The 18,067-nt window shown below is 60.3% G+C and carries 18 protein-coding genes; 10 read left to right on the top strand and 8 right to left on the bottom strand.

Annotated elements, in window-relative coordinates; translation table 11 throughout:
* Nucleotides 1–7: 7 nt before the first annotated feature.
* Together amn and AABC73_RS24780 are read left to right on the top strand one after the other, a co-directional pair.
* Nucleotides 8–1,504, top strand: coding sequence for an AMP nucleosidase (gene amn / locus AABC73_RS24785; RefSeq protein WP_341524329.1), 1,497 nt, complete (start codon nucleotides 8–10; stop codon nucleotides 1,502–1,504).
* 132 nt (nucleotides 1,505–1,636) lie between these two features.
* A complete protein-coding gene (locus AABC73_RS24780; RefSeq protein WP_341524328.1) occupies nucleotides 1,637–2,197 on the top strand; it encodes a pseudouridine synthase in 561 nt (186 codons plus the stop codon).
* A gap of 92 nt (nucleotides 2,198–2,289) precedes the next feature.
* Here the strand turns inward: AABC73_RS24780 and AABC73_RS24775 are convergent, their stop codons facing one another.
* The 3 genes from AABC73_RS24775 to AABC73_RS24765 form a co-directional block, all read right to left on the bottom strand.
* Nucleotides 2,290–2,490, bottom strand: a complete 201-nt coding sequence (locus AABC73_RS24775) for a DUF2788 domain-containing protein (protein ID WP_341521352.1) — start codon at nucleotides 2,488–2,490, stop codon at nucleotides 2,290–2,292.
* A gap of 84 nt (nucleotides 2,491–2,574) precedes the next feature.
* On the bottom strand, nucleotides 2,575–3,054 hold the full coding sequence (locus tag AABC73_RS24770) for an Lrp/AsnC family transcriptional regulator (RefSeq protein ID WP_065833732.1): 480 nt from the start codon (nucleotides 3,052–3,054) through the stop codon (nucleotides 2,575–2,577).
* Between the two features lie 435 nt (nucleotides 3,055–3,489).
* Nucleotides 3,490–3,888 carry a hypothetical protein gene (locus AABC73_RS24765; protein WP_341524327.1) on the bottom strand — a complete coding sequence of 133 codons (399 nt, stop codon included), beginning with the start codon at nucleotides 3,886–3,888 and terminating at the stop codon, nucleotides 3,490–3,492.
* Nucleotides 3,889–4,128: 240 nt separating this feature from the next.
* Here AABC73_RS24765 and AABC73_RS24760 point away from each other — a divergent pair, with 240 nt between their 5' ends.
* Nucleotides 4,129–4,635 carry a DUF6515 family protein gene (locus tag AABC73_RS24760; RefSeq protein WP_256208066.1) on the top strand — a complete coding sequence of 169 codons (507 nt, stop codon included), beginning with the start codon at nucleotides 4,129–4,131 and terminating at the stop codon, nucleotides 4,633–4,635.
* On the opposite strand, the gene AABC73_RS24755 is transcribed toward AABC73_RS24760, so the two are convergent.
* Complete coding sequence (locus AABC73_RS24755) at nucleotides 4,636–5,529, bottom strand: cation diffusion facilitator family transporter (RefSeq protein ID WP_341521351.1); 894 nt, start codon at nucleotides 5,527–5,529, stop codon at nucleotides 4,636–4,638.
* Nucleotides 5,530–5,549: 20 nt separating this feature from the next.
* Nucleotides 5,550–5,969, bottom strand: a complete 420-nt coding sequence (locus tag AABC73_RS24750; protein WP_341521350.1) for a polyribonucleotide nucleotidyltransferase — start codon at nucleotides 5,967–5,969, stop codon at nucleotides 5,550–5,552.
* A 226-nt stretch (nucleotides 5,970–6,195) separates the two neighbouring features.
* Here AABC73_RS24750 and hrpB point away from each other — a divergent pair, with 226 nt between their 5' ends.
* Complete coding sequence (hrpB, locus tag AABC73_RS24745; protein ID WP_341521349.1) at nucleotides 6,196–8,727, top strand: ATP-dependent helicase HrpB; 2,532 nt, start codon at nucleotides 6,196–6,198, stop codon at nucleotides 8,725–8,727.
* A 323-nt stretch (nucleotides 8,728–9,050) separates the two neighbouring features.
* On the top strand, nucleotides 9,051–10,202 hold the full coding sequence (locus tag AABC73_RS24740; RefSeq protein ID WP_341521348.1) for an MFS transporter: 1,152 nt from the start codon (nucleotides 9,051–9,053) through the stop codon (nucleotides 10,200–10,202).
* A 43-nt stretch (nucleotides 10,203–10,245) separates the two neighbouring features.
* On the opposite strand, the gene AABC73_RS24735 is transcribed toward AABC73_RS24740, so the two are convergent.
* Together AABC73_RS24735 and AABC73_RS24730 are read right to left on the bottom strand one after the other, a co-directional pair.
* Nucleotides 10,246–11,334, bottom strand: a complete 1,089-nt coding sequence (locus AABC73_RS24735) for an endonuclease/exonuclease/phosphatase family protein (protein ID WP_341521347.1) — start codon at nucleotides 11,332–11,334, stop codon at nucleotides 10,246–10,248.
* Nucleotides 11,331–11,993: a YciC family protein gene (locus tag AABC73_RS24730; protein WP_341521346.1), complete on the bottom strand. Its 663-nt coding sequence runs from the start codon at nucleotides 11,991–11,993 to the stop codon at nucleotides 11,331–11,333. The genes AABC73_RS24735 and AABC73_RS24730 overlap by 4 nt, the downstream gene beginning before the upstream one ends.
* A gap of 199 nt (nucleotides 11,994–12,192) precedes the next feature.
* On the opposite strand from AABC73_RS24730, the gene AABC73_RS24725 reads away from it, so the two are divergent.
* The 5 genes from AABC73_RS24725 (at nucleotide 12,193) to AABC73_RS24705 (ending at nucleotide 16,744) form a co-directional block, all read left to right on the top strand.
* A complete protein-coding gene (locus AABC73_RS24725; protein WP_341521345.1) occupies nucleotides 12,193–12,972 on the top strand; it encodes a DUF2076 domain-containing protein in 780 nt (259 codons plus the stop codon).
* Nucleotides 12,973–13,167: 195 nt separating this feature from the next.
* Nucleotides 13,168–13,647 (top strand): NYN domain-containing protein, encoded by a 480-nt coding sequence (locus AABC73_RS24720; protein ID WP_065833742.1) that lies wholly within the window; start codon nucleotides 13,168–13,170, stop codon nucleotides 13,645–13,647.
* A 33-nt stretch (nucleotides 13,648–13,680) separates the two neighbouring features.
* Nucleotides 13,681–14,292, top strand: coding sequence for a 3'-5' exonuclease (locus AABC73_RS24715; protein WP_331153155.1), 612 nt, complete (start codon nucleotides 13,681–13,683; stop codon nucleotides 14,290–14,292).
* A 163-nt stretch (nucleotides 14,293–14,455) separates the two neighbouring features.
* Nucleotides 14,456–15,370, top strand: a complete 915-nt coding sequence (yedA, locus tag AABC73_RS24710; RefSeq protein WP_331153116.1) for a drug/metabolite exporter YedA — start codon at nucleotides 14,456–14,458, stop codon at nucleotides 15,368–15,370.
* 39 nt (nucleotides 15,371–15,409) lie between these two features.
* Nucleotides 15,410–16,744 (top strand): DEAD/DEAH box helicase, encoded by a 1,335-nt coding sequence (locus AABC73_RS24705; RefSeq protein WP_047579675.1) that lies wholly within the window; start codon nucleotides 15,410–15,412, stop codon nucleotides 16,742–16,744.
* 86 nt (nucleotides 16,745–16,830) lie between these two features.
* Here the strand turns inward: AABC73_RS24705 and AABC73_RS24700 are convergent, their stop codons facing one another.
* The gene (locus tag AABC73_RS24700; RefSeq protein WP_341521344.1) at nucleotides 16,831–18,066 is read right to left on the bottom strand and encodes a TIGR03862 family flavoprotein; all 1,236 of its coding nucleotides are present in this window, start codon (nucleotides 18,064–18,066) and stop codon (nucleotides 16,831–16,833) included.
* Between the last annotated feature and the right edge of the window lies 1 nt (nucleotide 18,067).

Raw genomic sequence — 18,067 nt, 5'->3', positions numbered from 1 at the left:
AGGCAAGATGGAGGCCTGCAAGATCAGAAGGATACGAATCGTGACCCCAGCGTTTATTGTCGTTGAAACTGCCGAACAAGCCGTTGATCGGCTCGCCGAACTGCACAAGACCGCGACCGATGCGCTGAGCCAGGCCCTCAAGCGTTATCTCAAAGACCGTGTCGAACCTGATGCCGAGCAGCGTGCGCTGTTCCGTTATCCGGAGATTCGTCTGACTTATCTGTGTCAGGGCGAAGTGCCGCTGACCACTCGGGCTTACGCCAAAGTCCAGCTGCCGGGCACTTACAGCGTCACCGTGACTCACCCCGCAGCCTTCCGCAAATACCTGCTGGAACAGCTGGTGCCACTGATGAACGACTTCACCATCACGGTGGAAGTCGGCGTCAGCGAGCAGAATATTCCTTATCCGTATGTGGTCGAGCAGGGTGACGAGCTGGCCGGTTCCGGCGTGACCGCTGCAGCGCTGGCGCGGGTTTTCCCCAGCACTGATTTGTCCGCCGCCACCGACGGCATCGCCGATGGCCTGTACGACTGGGCCAACACTGATCCGTTGCCGCTGGCGTTGTTCGATGCCGCGCGCGTGGACTTCTCGTTGCGGCGCCTGGTGCATTACACCGGCAGCGACTGGCGTCACGTCCAGCCGTGGATCCTGCTGACCAACTACCACCGTTACGTTGACCAGTTCATCGTCCACGGCCTGGAAAAACTCCGCGAAGACCCGCGTTTCGTACGCATGGTCTTGCCGGGCAACGTCGTGGTCGAGAAGAGCATGGATCACGGCGAGGCGCAGGCCATCGTCGCCAGTGTGGTCTGGCATCGCTACCAGATGCCGGCCTATCACCTGATTGCCGAAGACGGCCATGGCGTGACGCTGGTCAATATCGGCGTCGGCCCGTCCAACGCCAAGAACATCACCGATCACCTGGCGGTGTTGCGTCCGCATTGCTGGCTGATGATCGGCCACTGCGGCGGGCTGCGCCAATCCCAGACCATCGGCGACTACGTGCTGGCTCACGCCTACATGCGTCGCGACGGGATTCTGGACCGTGTGCTGCCGCCGCATATTCCGATCCCGGCCCTGGCCGAAGTGCAGCTCGCCTTGCAGGAGTCGGCGGCGCAAATCACCGGCGAACGTGGCGATGATCTGAAGAAGCGCCTGCGCACCGGCACGGTCCTGACCTACGACGACCGAAACTGGGAATTGCGCTGGGCTCAGGAGCGTCCGTTGATCAACCTGTCGCGGGCGGTTGCCGTGGACATGGAAAGCGGCACCATCGCTGCCCAGGGTTACCGTTTACGGGTGCCTTATGGCACGTTGTTGTGCGTTTCGGACAAGCCGTTGCACAGCGAAATCAAGTTGCCGGGCTCGGCCAATGCGTTCTACGAACGTGCGGTCAGCCAGCATTTGAAGATCGGCATCGCTGCGCTGGATCTGCTGCGCACCGAGCTGAATTCGCTGCACTCGCGCAAATTGCGCAGCTTCGATGAGCCGCCGTTCCGTTGATCGGTTAGGTAATTAACGAAAGGGCCATTAAAGTGGCCCTTTCTGTTTGCCGAATCCTGAACTGTCATGTCCCGCATTCAACGCCCCGTTTCTCGCCGTCCTGCGCCCGCCAGCCCTGGCGCTGGCCGTCGTATCGCCAAAGCTCCGCCCGCCGAACCGAAGCTGATTCTGTTCAACAAACCTTTCGACGTACTGACCCAGTTCAGTGACGGAGAAGGGCGGGCGACGCTCAAGGATTTCATCGAAATTCCCGGTATTTACCCGGCCGGACGGCTGGACCGGGACAGCGAAGGATTGTTGCTGCTGACCAATGACGGTCAGCTACAGGCGCGTATCGCCGATCCGAAACACAAGCTGGCGAAAACTTACTGGGTACAGGTCGAAGGCGAGCCAAGCGCCGAGCAGTTGCAGCAATTGCGCGACGGCGTGCAGCTCAACGACGGGCCGACGCTGCCCGCGCAGGCTCGTCAGCTGGACGAACCGGAACTCTGGCCACGCAACCCGCCGGTGCGCTTTCGTAAAAGCATACCGACCAGCTGGCTGGAACTGGTGATCAAGGAAGGCCGCAACCGCCAGGTGCGGCGCATGACCGCCGCCGTGGGCTTGCCTACGCTGCGTCTGGTGCGGGTCAGGATTGGTGACTGGACGCTGGAAGGGCTGGATCAAGGGCAATGGCGGGAAGTGCCTCTGTAGGACCGGCTTTAGCCGGGAGGACTTCCTTGCATTCAATACATCTGCTTGGTTAGTGGTATTGGCCTCCCGGCTAAAGCCGGTCCTACGGATCATCAACTCTCCAGGTAAGCAATCACCACGGTCTTGATCACGAAGGCCATGATCCCGAGTCCGAGTACGAAGAACAGGATGAAGGTACCGAATTTGCCGGCCTTGGATTTCTTCGCCAGGTCCCAGACGATGAAGCCCATGAACCCGATCAGGATGGTGACCAGGATCGTCATCATCCACTCTTCGAAAACCGCAGGATCCATTATTCATCTCCAGTACAAAGGCAGTGGGCGGCGATTATACGGGAACTGTGCGATCCCTCCCATGCGGCTCGATGGCGCGCCCGGTCAGTTGCGCAGGTGGATCAGCGGCAGTTCGGTACTGGCCAGCACCTGATTGAGCACAAAGCTCGAGCGGACGCTGGTCACGCCTTCAATGCGCGTAAGGTGGCCCAGCAGCAGTTTCTGATAGTGATCCATGTCAGACACCACGACCTTGAGCTGATAATCGGCGTCCATTCCCGTCACCAGGCTGCACTCGAGCACTTGGGGCAGGTTGCGAATGTGCATCTCGAAGTTCTCGAATCGCTCGGGCGTGTGTCGATCCATGCCGATCAAGACGTAAGCGGTAAGGTTCAATCCCAGCTTCTTGCGGTCCAGCAAGGCGACCTGGCGGACGATATAGCCATCATCTTCAAGCTGCTTGACCCGGCGCGAGCAAGGCGAAGGCGACAGGCCGATGCGTTCAGCCAGTTCTTGATTGGAGATGCGCGCGTCACGCTGCAATTCAGCCAAAATACTCAAGTCGTACCTGTCGAGTTTGCTCACTAAGATCGCCTTTCTAGGTTAAATTGCGCTGAATTATCTATCTGAAGTTAAAAATTGCGCAAGTGATGTTTTATTGAGCAATTTTAGCAATCCCCTGCTGGTGTCTCAGGCCTATTCTTTTAAACAGAATCACTGCCCGGACATAGCGTCCAGCGCGGCTCGCCAAATCAGGCCAGCTGCGGCCTCCAGCCCCAAAGGGTTGGCAAGGCCCCCGGGCTACATACTGTCCAGAAGACGGCATGAGGTGAGCCGACGCCACAAGCGTTGAGCCAGGACGAAATTTTCAAGGGGGGCCGCGAGGTCCCCTTTTTCTTGTGTGCGGATTATGTCCGACAGTGATGGCGTACTGATAGAGTGCGCCGAACGACGCGCCTATAACGCAGTCTTATTTATGTACATCGCGCACAACCGCGTCCCAGTGAGGAAAACATGAAATCAGGCATCTGGCATTTGGCAGGTGTAAGCCTGTTGTGTCTGAGCATCAGCGCTCAGGCATTGGCTGAGGATCAGGGCCAGGGTCCGCGTGAACAGAACCGCGGCAACTCCGACAATGGCGGCGGGCAGGGACGCGAGCAGAATAACGCCGGGCAGCAATACCAGCAGCAACGTCAGCAACAGCAGCAGATTCAACAGCAGCAAGGCCAGCAGCGGCAGGTCGAGCGCCAGCAGCAACAGCAGATTCAACAGCAGCAGGGCCAGCAGCGGCAGGTCGAGCGCCAGCAACAACAGCAGATTCAGCAGCAACAGGTCCAGCAGCGGCAGCAAGAGCAGCAGAACCAGCGCCTGCAAAACCAGCAACAGCAAAACCAGCAGCGGCAGATTCAGGAACAGCAGAATCAGCAGCGTCAGGTCGAGCGCGAGCAGTTGCAGCAGCGCCAGAACAATCTGCCGATCCAGAGCGGTCCCGGCGAATCACGCCAGACCCAGCAACCACGCCAAGGCTATTACAACGACAACGGCAACAACCGCAATCGTCAGGCGGGCGGCAATTATCGGCCCAATGATCATTGGGAAGGTCGACCTGATGGCCACGGCAACGGCTGGGGTCCGGGTCCGCAATATCGTCCGGGCCATGTGATTGATCGCGTGCCTTCGGATTACTCGCGTGTGCCGTATCGGGGTCAGGATTATTTCTATTCGGGCGGCTACTGGTATCGTCCGGACGGCCCGCGTTATGTGGTCGTGACGCCGCCTTATGGCGCTCGCGTGCGCAGCCTGCCGTCATATTCCCAGGAAGTGGTGATTGGCAGCTCGCTGTTTTTCCTGGCGGCCGGCACTTACTACATGTATCAGAACGACACTCAGGAATACATCGTGACCACGCCGCCGCAGCCGGTTCAGTCGGGCGGTTATGCTCAGCCGATCGGTCAGGGCAGCCCTTACGATCCGGTTGCGTATCCGGCCAATGGCCAGAGCCCCGAGCAGATCGAACAGGACCGTTACGATTGCTATCGCTGGTCCGTGGAGCAAAGCAGCTTCGATCCGGCCAATCCGGGTTATCAGCCAGCCCCGGCGATGATTCAGGTATACCGCCGCTCGATGGTGGCGTGCCTAATGGATCGCGGTTACGCCATCAACTGATCATACGGGTGCTGGCTGCACGACTTCCTGCGGGTCGGCGTGCACCAGCACTTCGGCCTTCGGGTATTCCTTGTGGATAGCATCGGCGGCCTGATCGGAAATCGTGTGCGCCGCTGACAGGCTTAAATTTCCCGGCAACTCCAGATGCAGCTGCACGAACCAGTGGTTGCCGGAAATCCGCGTGCGCAGGTCATGAGCGCCCAGCACACCGGGCACAGCGCAGGCCAGTTCGAGCATGTGTGCGCTGACATCCACCGGCAATTCCTCGTCCATCAACACCGCCACGGTTTCCCGCGCGATCTGAAAGGCGCTCCAGAGGATGTATACCGCAATCCCCAGGCCGAAATACGCATCCAGCTGCGCCCAGCCATACCAAGCCAGCACCAGCGCGACGAGGATGCTGAAGTTCAGCAGCAAGTCGGAACGGTAATGCAGCGAGTCGGCGCGAATCGCCGCTGAGCCGGTTTCCCTGATGACTTTGTGTTGCAGCATCAACAGCGCCACGGTCAGGGCAAACGACAGCAGCATCACGACGATGCCCAGCCCCGGCGCGCCGAGTTCCTGAGGATGCTGAATGCGGTCAACGGCCTGGTACGCAATCAGGCAGGCACTGACCGCAATGAACAGCGCCTGGGCCATGCCCGACAGCGCCTCGGCTTTGCCGTGACCATAACGGTGATCGTCATCGGCCGGGCGCAGGGCGTAATGCACCGCGAGCAGATTGAGGAACGACGCCGCGCCATCAAGCGCCGAGTCGGTCAGCCCGGCCAACAGGCTGACCGAACCGCTGAGCCACCAGGCAATCGCCTTGGCAATGATCAATATGCTGGCAACGGCCAGCGAAGCTCGGGTTGCCAAGCGCATCAGGCGGGCGTGTTCAACGCTGGTACTCATGGTGCTTCCTTCAATCACAGTCAGGCCGAAGGCACCAGGCCAAGCGCTGCCAACTGCTGCACGCTGCCGCGATGCTGGATCAGGCGCGGGTCGTTCAACGGCAGGGTCCGGCCCAGCTCGGTTTCGATGATCGCCTGCAACTTGAGGTTGTCGACGCTGCCGTCAGCGTTGATCGCCGGTTGCAGCTTCTGCGGGTCGATCTGCGCGTGCTCGCCTGGGGCGTAGTAAATCGCACCGCTGGCGAAGTCCACCGCGAAGGCGATCAAGCCGGGAATGACATAGAACAACAGGCCGACGGCATCGAGCACAGCAATCGCCGGATCGATCTTGCCATCGATCTGCCCGCGCCGATCAGGATAGAAAATGCTGCCACACGCAGTGATCTGAGTAAGCAGAGCCGCGACCATTACGCCGCCGATGAAACGAGAAGGAATGCGCATGACAATCTCCGTGAAGTGAAGTGGCAACTATACAAGGCAAAGACAACAGGGCTATGACTATTGCTTCATCTTGGGGTTCTGATATCCGTTGCGAGGCTTGCCCGCGAATCATTCACCTCGGTAAGAAAGACACACCGCGTTATCGTTCTTCGCGGGCAAGCCTCGCTCCAACGGGAAGTTAGTGTTGTGAATGCACGTATAATCAGCCGCCTGTTCTGGAGCTGCCATGATTTCCTTGCCCATCGATGCCGTTTTACCTGATCTGCGCCGAGCTTTGGCGGCGCGTAACGAAGCGGTGCTCGAAGCGCCGCCGGGTGCCGGTAAAACCACGCGGGTGCCCTTGGCGTTGCTGGAAGAAACCTGGCTCGCCGGGCAAACCATTCTCATGCTCGAGCCGCGACGGCTGGCGGCGCGGGCTGCGGCAGAGCGTCTGGCCAGCGAGCTGGGCGAAAAGGTCGGCGAAACCGTTGGCTATCGCATCCGCCTGGAAAGCCGGGTCGGCCCCAACACACGTATCGAAGTCGTCACCGAAGGCATTCTGACCCGGCGTTTACAGGACGATCCGGCGCTGGAAGGCGTTGGCCTGCTGATCTTCGATGAATTCCACGAACGCAGCCTCGACGCCGATCTGGCCCTGGCCCTGAGTCTGAATGGCCGTGAACTGTTTCGCGACGATCAGCCGCTGAAGATCCTGCTGATGTCCGCCACGCTGGAAGGCGAGCGGTTGTCGAGTCTGCTCGACGACGCCCCGGTGGTGCGCAGCGACGGGCGCATGTTTCCCGTGCAAATGCGCTGGAGTCGGCCGTTTCAGTCGGGGGAATTCATCGAGCCGCGTGTGGTGCAGACGGTTCTGGATGCCCTCAACGATGAAACCGGCAGTCTCTTGGTGTTCCTGCCGGGGCAAGCCGAGATTCGTCGGGTCAATCAGCAACTGGCCGAAGCCTTGGGCACGCGGACCGATATTCTGCTGTGTCCGTTGCATGGTGAGCTGGATCTAAACGCCCAGCGCGCCGCCATCGAACCCGCGCCCAAAGGCATCCGCAAGGTGGTGCTGGCGACCAATATTGCCGAAACCAGCCTGACCATTGATGGCGTGCGGGTAGTGATTGATGCCGGATTGGCGCGAGTGCCGCGTTTCGATCCCGGTAGCGGCATGACCCGTCTGGACACGCAGCGAATTTCCCGCGCCAGCGCCACGCAACGCGCCGGTCGCGCGGGGCGTCTGGAGCCCGGCGTGTGTTATCGGCTGTGGTCCGAAGCGCAGCATGAGCAACTGGCGGCCTACGGCACGGCGGAAATTCTCCAGGCGGATCTTGCCGGACTGGCGCTGCAACTGGCGCGCTGGGGCGTGACGCCGCCGCAGTTGGTCTGGCTCGATATTCCGCCAGCAGCAGCGTACGCCCAGGCGCAGGATTTGCTCGGTCGTCTCGGTGCGCTGACCATCAAGCCCGGCGAAGAACGCAAACTCACGCCCCACGGCCAGGCCATGGCGGAACTGCCCGCGCATCCGCGAATCGCCCATTTGCTGCTGCGCGGCCAGGCATTGGGCCTGGGCGCGCTGGCCTGCGACGTGGCGGCGTTGTTGGGTGAGCGCGACATCCTGCGCGGCGCGGGCGCTGATCTGCACAGTCGCCTGCATCTGCTCTCCGGCAGCGAGCGGGCGCGCGGATCGCAGGGCGGCGTGCAGCGCGCCAAACAACTGGCCCGGCAATATCGTAGCTATTTGCGCGGCGCGGCGACTGAGCCGGTCAGTGATCCCGAACATTCGCGCTGGTTGGGTGCATTGCTGGCTTTGGCTTATCCAGATCGAGTGGCGCAACAGCGTCGCGCTGGCGGCGCCGAATATCGCCTGGCCAATGGCCGGGCGGCGTTGTTCGCCGAAGCCGACGCCTTGATGAAACAGCCATGGCTGGTGGTCGCCGATCTGGGCAGTCGCCAGGGCCAGCGCGAAGAGCGCATTTACCTTGCCGCCGAGTTCGACCCGGCATTGTTTGATTCGGTATTGGCCGAGCAGGTTGTGACGCTTGATCAACTGGATTGGGACGAACGCGAAGGCGTGTTCCGCGCCGAGCGTCAGCGCAAGGTCGGCGAGCTGATCCTCAGTCGCGAGCCGCTGACTGGTCTGGATGAATCCGCCAAAGGTCAGGCCTTGCTGGCGCTGGTGCGGCGCAAGGGACTCGAACTGCTGCCGTGGACGCCGGAACTGCGCCAGTGGCAGGCGCGGGTCGCGCTGCTGCGACAGCTGGAACTGCAGCGTCAGGACGCCAGCGAATGGCCGGATGTGAGCAACGCGGGCTTGCTGGAAAAACTCGAAAACTGGCTGCTGCCGTATCTGGGCAAAGTGCAGCGGCTCAGTCATTTCAGCAATCTGGACCTGTCGTCGATCCTGCATAACCTGCTGCCCTGGCCGCTGCCTCAGCGCCTTGATGAGCTGGCGCCGCATCACTTGAGTGTGCCGTCCGGCTCGTCGGTGCGCCTGGATTACAGCGAGCATCCGCCGATTCTCGCGGTGCGCCTGCAAGAGCTGTTCGGCCTGGCCGATACCCCACGCATCGCCAACGGTCGGCAGATCGTCAAGCTGCACCTGCTGTCACCCGCGCGTCGCCCGGTGCAGGTCACGCAGGACCTGGCCAACTTCTGGCGCAGCACCTATGCCGAAGTGAAAAAAGACCTCAAAGGCCGCTACCCGAAACACTACTGGCCCGATGATCCATTGATTGCCGAACCGACAGCGCGGATCGAACCAAGGAAGTCATAGGCGCTTGCAGGACCTTTTGAGTAGCCAGACCACGCATTATCCAGAAGGACTATCCGAACGTATTGGTCCTGTGGTCACGCCGGGAACGGGATATATCCGTTGCGGATCGGCCAGGCCCCGTGTTTGAAGCAGTCGAGCACCTGAGTCACATTCTGCAAACCATATGAAGGTGTTTTGGCTGCGCCGGTTTGGTGATACTGCCGGGCGCCGCTGACGCTGGCACAACCCATTGCAGATTACGTCCTGGCCCTGAGCTGGCGTGGCCTGGAAAATCGCATCATGGGCTTGAAGCTGCACCCTTGGTATTGGAGAAGTTCGGAGTCATGGATCAATCGCTCAACCCCAAAGTCTACGTATTGACCTTCACCGCATTCGTCATGCTGTCTTCGGAATTTATCGTCGCAGGGCTGCTTCCGCAGATCGCATCAGCGCTGCAGATCTCTATCGGCCACGCCGGTTGGCTGGTCACCGCCTTTGCAATGGGCATGGGAGTCAGCGCACCGATCATTGCGGCATTCACTTACAAAGTCAGCTTGCGTTCCCTGCTGATCGTCGCCTGTTTGGCTTTGTTCCTTGGCAACACGCTTTGCGCTGTGACTGATAACTTTCCCCTGTTAATGATCGGGAGAGCATTGGGCGGCGTGGGTGTTGCGATGTTCTGGACCAACGCGGTGATCGCAGCAGCGGCAATGTCCACGCCTGAGACCAAGAGCCTTGCGGTTTCCAGAGTGCTCATCGGTGTGTCGATCGCGTCGGTGGTCGGCGTTCCCCTGGGCAAAGCTGTCAGCGATGCCTGGCGTTGGGAAGATGCGTTGGTGTTGATGTCGGTGCTGAGTGCGCTGGCTCTGGTGATGGTCGTCAAATGCATTCAGATACCGCCGGCGGACGAAGCGCAGTTGCACCTGACGCTGTCTGACCGGATCCGCGCTGTCTGTCGCAAGGACATCCTCCTGGCACTGCTCAGCTACCTGTTGATCTTCGGTGGGATCATGGCTGTCTTCAGCTATCTGGCTACGTTTCTCATCCGCTATACCGAGTTTCCTGCCGCGTACGTGACCCCGGTTCTTGTCTTGTACGGTATCGCTGACATCGTGGGTAACCTGTTCGTGGCCAGGCGTGTGCCCGAGCAGATGGAAGGAATGTTCAAGCGCCTGCTCCTGATGCTGGCGATATCGTTGATGGCTATTTCCCTGTTCGGCACTACCGTCTGGATACTTCCTTTCGTTATTGCCGCTGTCGGGGCTTGTCACGCCGCTGCGGGATTGATGACGGGGATTGACGTCCTGCGCCGGTCGGGAGCGAATGCCCAACTGGTTGGCGCGTTTAACGTCTGCGCAATCAACCTCGGCATCATGCTGGGTGCGATTTCCGGCGGGTTATTGATCGACCACGTAGGACTCGGGCTTATCGGATGTCTGGGGGGTGGTTTTGTATTGCTGGCATTGCTGATCAGGACTCGTCTGTCGCCCGGATAGTCAGCTGCGCCGCTGGCACTATCTCTTCGCGCACAGGTTGCTCCTACTGATGAGGGGCTGCGGGTAACAAAAACCGCCCGATCACCGGCAAGTGATCGGAGATCAGCAGCGTGTCTTCTCGCCGAACCCGGGCATCAATGCGTTTGAGGTGCGGACTGTAGAACAGGTAATCCACGGTCCGGTCCGGGCCGCTGATTCGTGGGTCGTTGGGGAAATGGGTCAGCCATTTGCTGCGATCAATGCCGCCGAGTTCGGTGTTGTCAGGGATCATCGGGTATTTGTCCCAGAACACATGCAGCTGACTGTCCGCTTGGTAGCGGCTGCGCTGTTCCGGCGGTAGACGCCGGTATTGGCCGAGGGGCAACAGATTGAAATCCCCACCGATCAACCATGGTGTGCCGCTGCTTTCGAATTTATCCAACAACTGGCTGGTGACCTGAACCTGACGCGATTGCGTGTCGGTGCCTTGGGTCAGACGATCCAGCTGAGTGTTGATAACAGCCATCTGACCGCCGTCACGCAACGGCAGGTAACTGACCAGCAATGCGCGTTTGGGTTGAAATTGGCGCGCCAGCAGGTTGCTGTCCTGAATCGGCAGCTGGATGCGCTCGGCGCGGTCGATGTGATAGCGGCTCAGCATCGCCAGCTTGGTGCCGACACTGCCGAAGATATGTGGCAACGGGACAAAGTCAGCTTTCCAGTCAAAGGCCTGGCTGCTGCATGGATACAGATCGGTGACCCGTTCCTGAAGCAGCGCGAGCTGATCGGCGTAGTCGGTGTTCTTGGCACCGTCACTCACTTCCTGAAGCAGGACAATATCCGGCTGTTCGTCACGAATGACTCGCGCGACTTCATCGAGGTTGTAGGCCAGATCCTCGGGCGTCGGCCGTTCATCGGCGCCGCTGCCATCGTCCATGTCATACCAGAACACATAGCGTTTGCCCGCCAGATACTGGATGTTCCAGGTCATGACCTTCAAGGCCTGGCCCGGTACCAGCATGGGCGCTTGAAGCTTCGGGTTGCAGGCCACGGGCAAGTGCTCGTGGGCGGCGGGCCGCCAGGTCACGTTGTAGACAAAGCCGAAAAGCAGGCCGGTCAACAGCACAATGATGACGAGGATGCGGGCTTTCACGCCGGTTGTCCCGGCTCGCTGATCAACATGAACAGGCGGAACATCACCACGCTGGTGAACAGTTGCAGGAAGCTGCTGATGCTGTCGATAGCCAGCGTAACCGCCGCGCTCTGTGGTTCCGGCAGCAGGAACATGCCGATGCCTTCCAGCACCGACAGCGGCAGATAAACGCACAGCACACAGGCCAGGATGCGTACGAACTGGCCCTTGGTCAGCAGCAGGCTTTCGCGCATCGCGGCCAGCGGCGTCAGGCCGCGCAGGACCAGCAGATACTCGGAAAAGGCCAGTTTGACCATGATGTACACGCCGGGAATGATGAACATCGACAGGCCGAACATGATCAGCAACGTGCTTAGCGCCGACAGCACGGCAAAGGTCGGCCACAGGCGCAGGGCCATGGCGAGCAGGTCGCGTTTGTCGGGTTCTTCGCCACGGCTGCGGGCGTCAAGAAACAGAATCAGCGCGCCGGTATACAGCGGATAAAACAACAGGCCGACCAGCAGTTCGTAAGCCGGCGAAGCCTGCGCTGCCAGCGCATTGCCCAGGGCTTGCTTGGCCAAGGCTTCGAGTATCACCAGCGGCAGACAGAGCAGCAGAATGCTCGCCAGGTTGCGCCGGAAAAAATACAGCGAGTCTTGCAGAACGATCAGCGGGTTCATGGAATCGGGTCGCAGAGAAAAAGCAGGTGGTCACTTTAGCCCATGCACCCCAGCGAACCAAGCGCGAGCCAGAGCGTTGCGCGGCATTCTTAACATTTGCGCACAGCCATTGAAACGCATCGGATCAGCCCCATTACCTTGCGTACGTCTGGCCATTTGGCCCGGCGACGATATTTAACGGCAATCTAACGAGGTCGCCATGAACAGCGAAGAGCAAACCCTGATCGATGGCCTTTTCTCGAAACTGAAAAGTGCCGAAACCGCTTCAGCCCCACGCGATGCGCAGGCCGAAGCCAGGATCAAGGAGCATCTCACCCAGCAGCCAGCGGCCCCTTATTACATGGCGCAGGCAATTCTGGTGCAGGAAGCGGCAGTCAATCAGTTGAACCTGCAGATCAAACAGCGCGAGGAGCAGATTCAGCAGCTTCAGGCCGAGTTGCAGCAGGCCAAGGCGCAATCGTCAGCGGCGCCAGCTCCGAGCAGCGGTGGCTTTTTGTCGAGCATCTTCGGCGGTGGCAACTCCCAGCAGCCGCAGGCGCGGCCGAGCAACCCGTCGTCTTCGGGCGGCTGGCGCGATGGCCCGGCCAGCCCGCCACCTTCCAACTTTCAGCAAGGCAATCCCCAGCAAGGCAACTATGCCGCGCCGCAACAACAGGCCCCGGCAGCTCCGATGGGCAGCGGCTTTCTGGGCGGTGCCTTGAAAACAGCGGCCGGCGTGGCGGGCGGCGTGATGCTGGCCCAAGGCATCAGCAGCATGTTCGGCCATCACGAGCAGCCGCAGGAAGTGGTCGAAGTCATCAAGGAAGAGCCGGAGCAGGTTGCCGATCACGGTAACAGCGACAGCGGCAACAACTGGGGCAATGACCAACAGCGCGTCAGCGACAACGACGTCAACGGTAATCAGGACAGCTACGCCGACAGCGGCTACGACGATGGCGGTGGCGATGACATGTTTGGCGATGATGATTCGTTTGTCTGACCGACGCCCTCCCGGCTGAAGCCGGTCCTACGGGGTTACGAGTTCTTGTAGGAGGGGATTTATCCCCGAGGAGGGCGTTGAAAATCTTGATTGGCAGGATCGACGCCCTCCCGGCTAAAGCCGGTCCTACGGCTGACGCGAAACTGGCATACTGGGCGCCGATTCACTTCTGGATCGGCGTCATGAGGATTTCCGGTGAAAAAGATCGCAGTGTTCGCCGATGTACAGAACCTCTATTACACCGTTCGACAGGCGCATGGCTGCCATTTCAGTTACGCAGCGTTGTGGGCTGATATCAGCCAGCGCGGCGAAATCGTGCAGGCTTACGCTTATGCCATCGACCGTGGCGACAGTAAACAGCAGCAGTTCCAGCAGATCCTGCGCAACCTCGGTTTTACCGTGAAACTCAAGCCTTACATCCAGCGCAGCGACGGTTCGGCCAAGGGTGACTGGGATGTAGGCATCACCATCGATATCATGGACATCGCCTCGCAAGTCGACGAAGTGGTGCTGGCTTCCGGTGATGGTGATTTCGATTTGCTGCTCGAACACATCATCAACAAGCATGGCGTCGAGGCTGTGGCTTACGGCGTACCCGGCTTGACCGCCAATTCGTTGATCCGCGCCGCCACGCGCTATGTGCCGATCGAAGGTTCGCTGCTGCTGCGCAACTGAGCATGTTCATTTTTCAAAGGATCCAGGCAAGTGTTGGAACGCATCGCAGTCATCGACTTTGAAACCACCGGTATTTCCCCCGGCCACGGTTGCCGGGCGACGGAAATCGCCGTGGTGATCATGGAGCAGGGGCGCATCGTCGAGCGTTATCAGAGCCTGATGAACGCAGGCGTGCGAATTCCTTCATTCATCGAGTCGCTGACCGGCATCAGCAACAGCATGATTCGTACAGCGCCCAGCGCCGAAAGAGTCATGAACGATGTGGCGGATTTTGTCGGCCTGACACCATTGGTGGCGCACAACGCTTCATTCGACCAGAAATTCTGGGATTACGAGCTGTCCCGCATTCAGCGCAATCGCGAACAAAGCTTCGCCTGTTCGATGCTGCTGGCGCGGCGTTTGATGCCCGGTGCGCCGAACCACAAGCTTGGCACCCTGACCAGCTACGCGCGCCTGCCCAACACCGGCAAGGCTCACCGGGCCATGGCCGATGCGGAAATGGCCGCCAACCTCACGGCGCACCTGACCAACGAACTGCGCCACACCCATGGCATCGCCGGGATTTCCCATCAGTTGCTCTGCACTTTGCAGAAAGTTCCCGCCGCCAAGATCAGTGAAGCCCTCAAGCGTCAGCGCGGATTCTGACTTGCTGAACGGCAAGCCGGTTGCTGTTCAGACTGTGTTGAAGTTAGTGAGCAAGAAACGGGTTTTCCTCGCCGGTCAGCTGGTTTAAAAAGGTTCAGTGTTTACTGCCAAGATCAGCCTTTCTATAGAGCTGGCGAATAATAATTAACTTTCCGAGCCTGACATGCCGAGTTCTCGTCGTTTTCCGTTGCTGCTTGTGGGTGCCTTCCTGGCGTTGTATCTGGTGTGGGGATCGACTTATCTGGTGATCCGCATTGGCGTCGAGTCGTGGCCGCCGCTGATGATGGCCGGAATTCGCTTCCTGATCGCCGGTTGCCTGCTGTATGGCTTTCTGCGTTTTCGCGGCGCACCGGCCCCAACTTTTGCGCAATGGAAGGCATCGGCTGCGATCGGCTTTTTGCTGCTCGCTTGCGGCAATGGCGGGGTGACGTTGGCGGAACATGCGGGCATCGCGTCGGGCATTGCCGCGCTGGCGATTGCGACCATGCCGCTGTTTACCCTGTTGTTCGGCCTGTTCTGGGGCAATCGCACCACGCGCCTGGAGTGGGCCGGGATTATCCTCGGGCTGATCGGCATCGGCCTGCTGAACCTGGGTTCGAACCTGCAAGCCAGTCCTTATGGCGCCGCACTGGTGATTTTTGCCGCCGCCGCCTGGGCGTTCGGCTCGGTGTGGAGCAAGCATCTGCCGTTGCCCGAAGGACCGATGGCCAGCGGCGCCGAGATGATTACCGCCGGCGTCATGTTGCTGATCGCCAGTGCCATGAGTGGCGAGCATCTGCAGCAGATGCCCAGCGCCGCAGGTTGGGGCGCCTTGGCCTATCTGATTGTGTTCGGCTCCATCGTCGCGTTCAGCGCCTATATGTATCTGCTGAAAAACGTCAGGCCCGCCGCCGCCACCAGCTATGCCTACGTCAATCCAGCGGTCGCGGTGTTGCTGGGCATCCTCTTCGCGGGCGAAACCATCGGTCCGGAAGAGTGCCTGGCGATGGCAGTGATTATCAGCGCGGTGGTGCTGATCGGCCTGCCGCAATGGCGAAAGCCGCAGCCGGAACAGGCCGGATCGGTGAGGACAGGGTAAACTCCGCGTCTTGCGTTGAATTTCCCTATGGTATTACCGATGACATTTGCCACTCTTGGCCTGATCGAACCCCTGCTGCGCGCCCTTGAAACGCTCGGTTACCAGACGCCGACGCCTGTGCAGACGCAGGCGATCCCACCGGTTCTGGCCGGGCGTGACTTGATGGCTGCGGCCCAGACCGGGACCGGCAAGACCGCCGGTTTTGCCTTGCCGCTGCTGCAACGATTGACTCTGGAAGGCCCGAAAGTCGCCGCCAACTCGATCCGCGCCCTGGTTCTGGTGCCCACCCGCGAGCTGGCCGAACAGGTTCACGAGAGCATCCGTCAATACGCCGAGCACCTGCCGCTGAGCACCTACGCGGTCTACGGTGGCGTGAGCATCAACCCGCAGATGATGAAGCTGCGCAAAGGCGTGGACGTCCTCGTCGCGACGCCGGGTCGTCTGCTGGACCTGCATCGCCAGAACGCATTGAAGTTCTCGCAACTGCAAACCCTGATTCTCGACGAAGCCGACCGCATGCTGGATCTGGGCTTCTCGGAAGAGCTGCGCAGTATTTATGCCGCGCTGCCTAAACGCCGCCAGACCTTGCTGTTCTCGGCGACGTTTTCCGACGCGATCCGCCAGTTGGCGGCGCAAATGCTCGATGATCCACTGACCATCGAAGTCAGCCCGCGCAATGTGGCCGCCAGTTCGGTCAAACAATGGGTGGTGACCGTCGACAAGAAGCGCAAGCCGGAACTGTTCATCCATCTGCTGAAAAAACTGCACTGGTCCCAAGTGCTGGTGTTCGCCAAGACACGCGTCGGCGTCGATCAACTGGTCGAGCGTCTGCAAGGTCTGGGCTTCAACGCCGATGGCATTCATGGCGACAAGCCACAAGCCACACGGCAACGGGCGCTGGATCGCTTCAAGGCCAGCGAAGTGCAGATTCTGGTGGCCACTGACGTTGCCGCGCGCGGTCTGGATATCGACGATCTGCCAACGGTGGTCAACTTCGACCTGCCTATCGTGGCCGAGGATTACATCCACCGCATCGGTCGCACCGGCCGTGCTGGCCTGACCGGCGAAGCGATTTCTTTGGTGTGCGCGGATGAAGTCGAGCTGCTTTCGGCCATCGAAACCCTGACGCGGCAGACCTTGCGTCGCGAGGAAGAGCCGGACTTCACGCCTGAGCATCGGGTGCCGACGACCGATTCCACCGGGCAGATTCTGAAGAAACCCAAGAAGCCAAAAAAACCGAAAATCTCCGGCGGCGGTAAACGCAACCTGGGCAAATGGGTCGACAGCGGCGACACAGCGCCTGATCCAGTGGCGGTCAAGCCGGTGCGTAAAGTGCCCGTATTCAATACCGGACCGCGCAAGAAGAAGCCTTGATCGAGGTCTCGGCGTAATCCCGTAGGACCGGCTTTAGCCGGGAGGGCGTGCTCCCGGCTAAAGCCGGTCCTACGGATTTACGTCATTTATCTGCGCAACCACTCCACCATCCCCAACCCCGCTGTACGGCCGCTGGCGAAACAGGCGGTCAGCAGATAGCCGCCGGTGGGTGCTTCCCAGTCGAGCATTTCGCCTGCGCAGAACACGCCGGGTAATGGCTTGAGCATCAGGCGTTCGTCCATGGCTTCGAACGTCACGCCGCCTGCGGTGCTGATCGCTTCGTCCATCGGTCGCGCCTTGACCAGCTTCAGTGGCAGAGCTTTGAGCGCCTTGCTCAGCTGAGCGGGATTATCGAATGCCTCTTTCGAAGCCAGTTCCCGAAGCAACGCAGCCTTGACCCCATCAATCCCCAGCTGACTGTGCAGATGTTTGGACATCGAGCGCGAGCCACGCGGCTTGGCGAGAAGTTTTTCGATGTTCGATGCGCTTTTGCCAGGCAGCAGGTCGATATAAACCGTTGCTGACCCGCGCTGATTGATCAGCTCACGAATCTGCGCCGACAGGGCATAGACCAGGCTGCCTTCGACGCCGGTTTCGGTGAGCACACATTCGCCCAGGCGCGCGGCCTGACCGGGCAGGCCCATGGCGATGTTCTTCAGCGGCGCGCCAGCAAATTTGCTGCGCAGCAACTCGCTCCAGCCACTTGTTTCGAAGCCGCAATTGGCCGCTTGCAGCGGCGTAACGTTAACCCCGCGTTGTTCCAGCCATGGCAGCCACGCGCCGTCGGAACCCAAGCGCGCCCAGCTCGCGCCGCCCAGCGCCAGCAGCACGGCATCAGGATTGATCGACGTTTCGCCGTCAGCATTGGCAATCCGCAAATGACCTTGCGCATCCCAGCCCAGCCAGCGATGCCGGGTGTGAATCACCACGCCGGCCTCGCGCAAACGCTTGAGCCAGGCGCGCAGCAAGGGCGCGGCCTTCATGTCGGTGGGGAAAACCCGGCCGGTGCTGCCAACAAACGTCTCGATGCCCAGCCCGTGAATCCACTCGCACAGCTGATTGGAACCAAAACTGCGCAGCATCGGCGCGATCTGCGGCGCGCGTTCGGCGTAGCGCGACAAAAACGCCGGATAAGGTTCCGAGTGAGTAATGTTCATGCCGCCGACGCCGGCTAGCAGAAACTTGCGACCCACCGAAGGCATGGCGTCGTACAGATCGACTTTGATCCCCGCCTGACTCAGCACCTCGGCGGCCATCAGGCCAGCAGGGCCGCCACCGATAATGGCGACTGAAGGTTGGGATTTGCTGGCGGGGCTGGTCATG

The sequence above is a fragment of the Pseudomonas sp. G.S.17 genome, assembly GCF_038096165.1.
Classification (GTDB): domain Bacteria; phylum Pseudomonadota; class Gammaproteobacteria; order Pseudomonadales; family Pseudomonadaceae; genus Aquipseudomonas.
The sequence above is the reverse complement of the archived record's forward strand: the minus strand, read 5'-3'. Positions and strand labels throughout refer to the sequence as shown.

Excerpts from the sequence above, each read along its gene's own strand:
- yedA (WP_331153116.1), top strand. The coding sequence starts at position 14,456 with ATGCCGAGTTCTCGTCGTTTTCCGTTGCTGCTTGTGGGTGCCTTCCTG.
- AABC73_RS24750 (WP_341521350.1), bottom strand. The coding sequence starts at position 5,969 with ATGCGCATTCCTTCTCGTTTCATCGGCGGCGTAATGGTCGCGGCTCTG.
- AABC73_RS24725 (WP_341521345.1), top strand. The coding sequence starts at position 12,193 with ATGAACAGCGAAGAGCAAACCCTGATCGATGGCCTTTTCTCGAAACTG.
- AABC73_RS24700 (WP_341521344.1), bottom strand. The coding sequence starts at position 18,066 with ATGACCAGCCCCGCCAGCAAATCCCAACCTTCAGTCGCCATTATCGGT.
- hrpB (WP_341521349.1), top strand. The coding sequence starts at position 6,196 with ATGATTTCCTTGCCCATCGATGCCGTTTTACCTGATCTGCGCCGAGCT.
- AABC73_RS24775 (WP_341521352.1), bottom strand. The coding sequence starts at position 2,490 with ATGGATCCTGCGGTTTTCGAAGAGTGGATGATGACGATCCTGGTCACC.
- AABC73_RS24755 (WP_341521351.1), bottom strand. The coding sequence starts at position 5,529 with ATGAGTACCAGCGTTGAACACGCCCGCCTGATGCGCTTGGCAACCCGA.
- AABC73_RS24705 (WP_047579675.1), top strand. The coding sequence starts at position 15,410 with ATGACATTTGCCACTCTTGGCCTGATCGAACCCCTGCTGCGCGCCCTT.
- amn (WP_341524329.1), top strand. The coding sequence starts at position 8 with ATGGAGGCCTGCAAGATCAGAAGGATACGAATCGTGACCCCAGCGTTT.
- AABC73_RS24740 (WP_341521348.1), top strand. The coding sequence starts at position 9,051 with ATGGATCAATCGCTCAACCCCAAAGTCTACGTATTGACCTTCACCGCA.
- AABC73_RS24730 (WP_341521346.1), bottom strand. The coding sequence starts at position 11,993 with ATGAACCCGCTGATCGTTCTGCAAGACTCGCTGTATTTTTTCCGGCGC.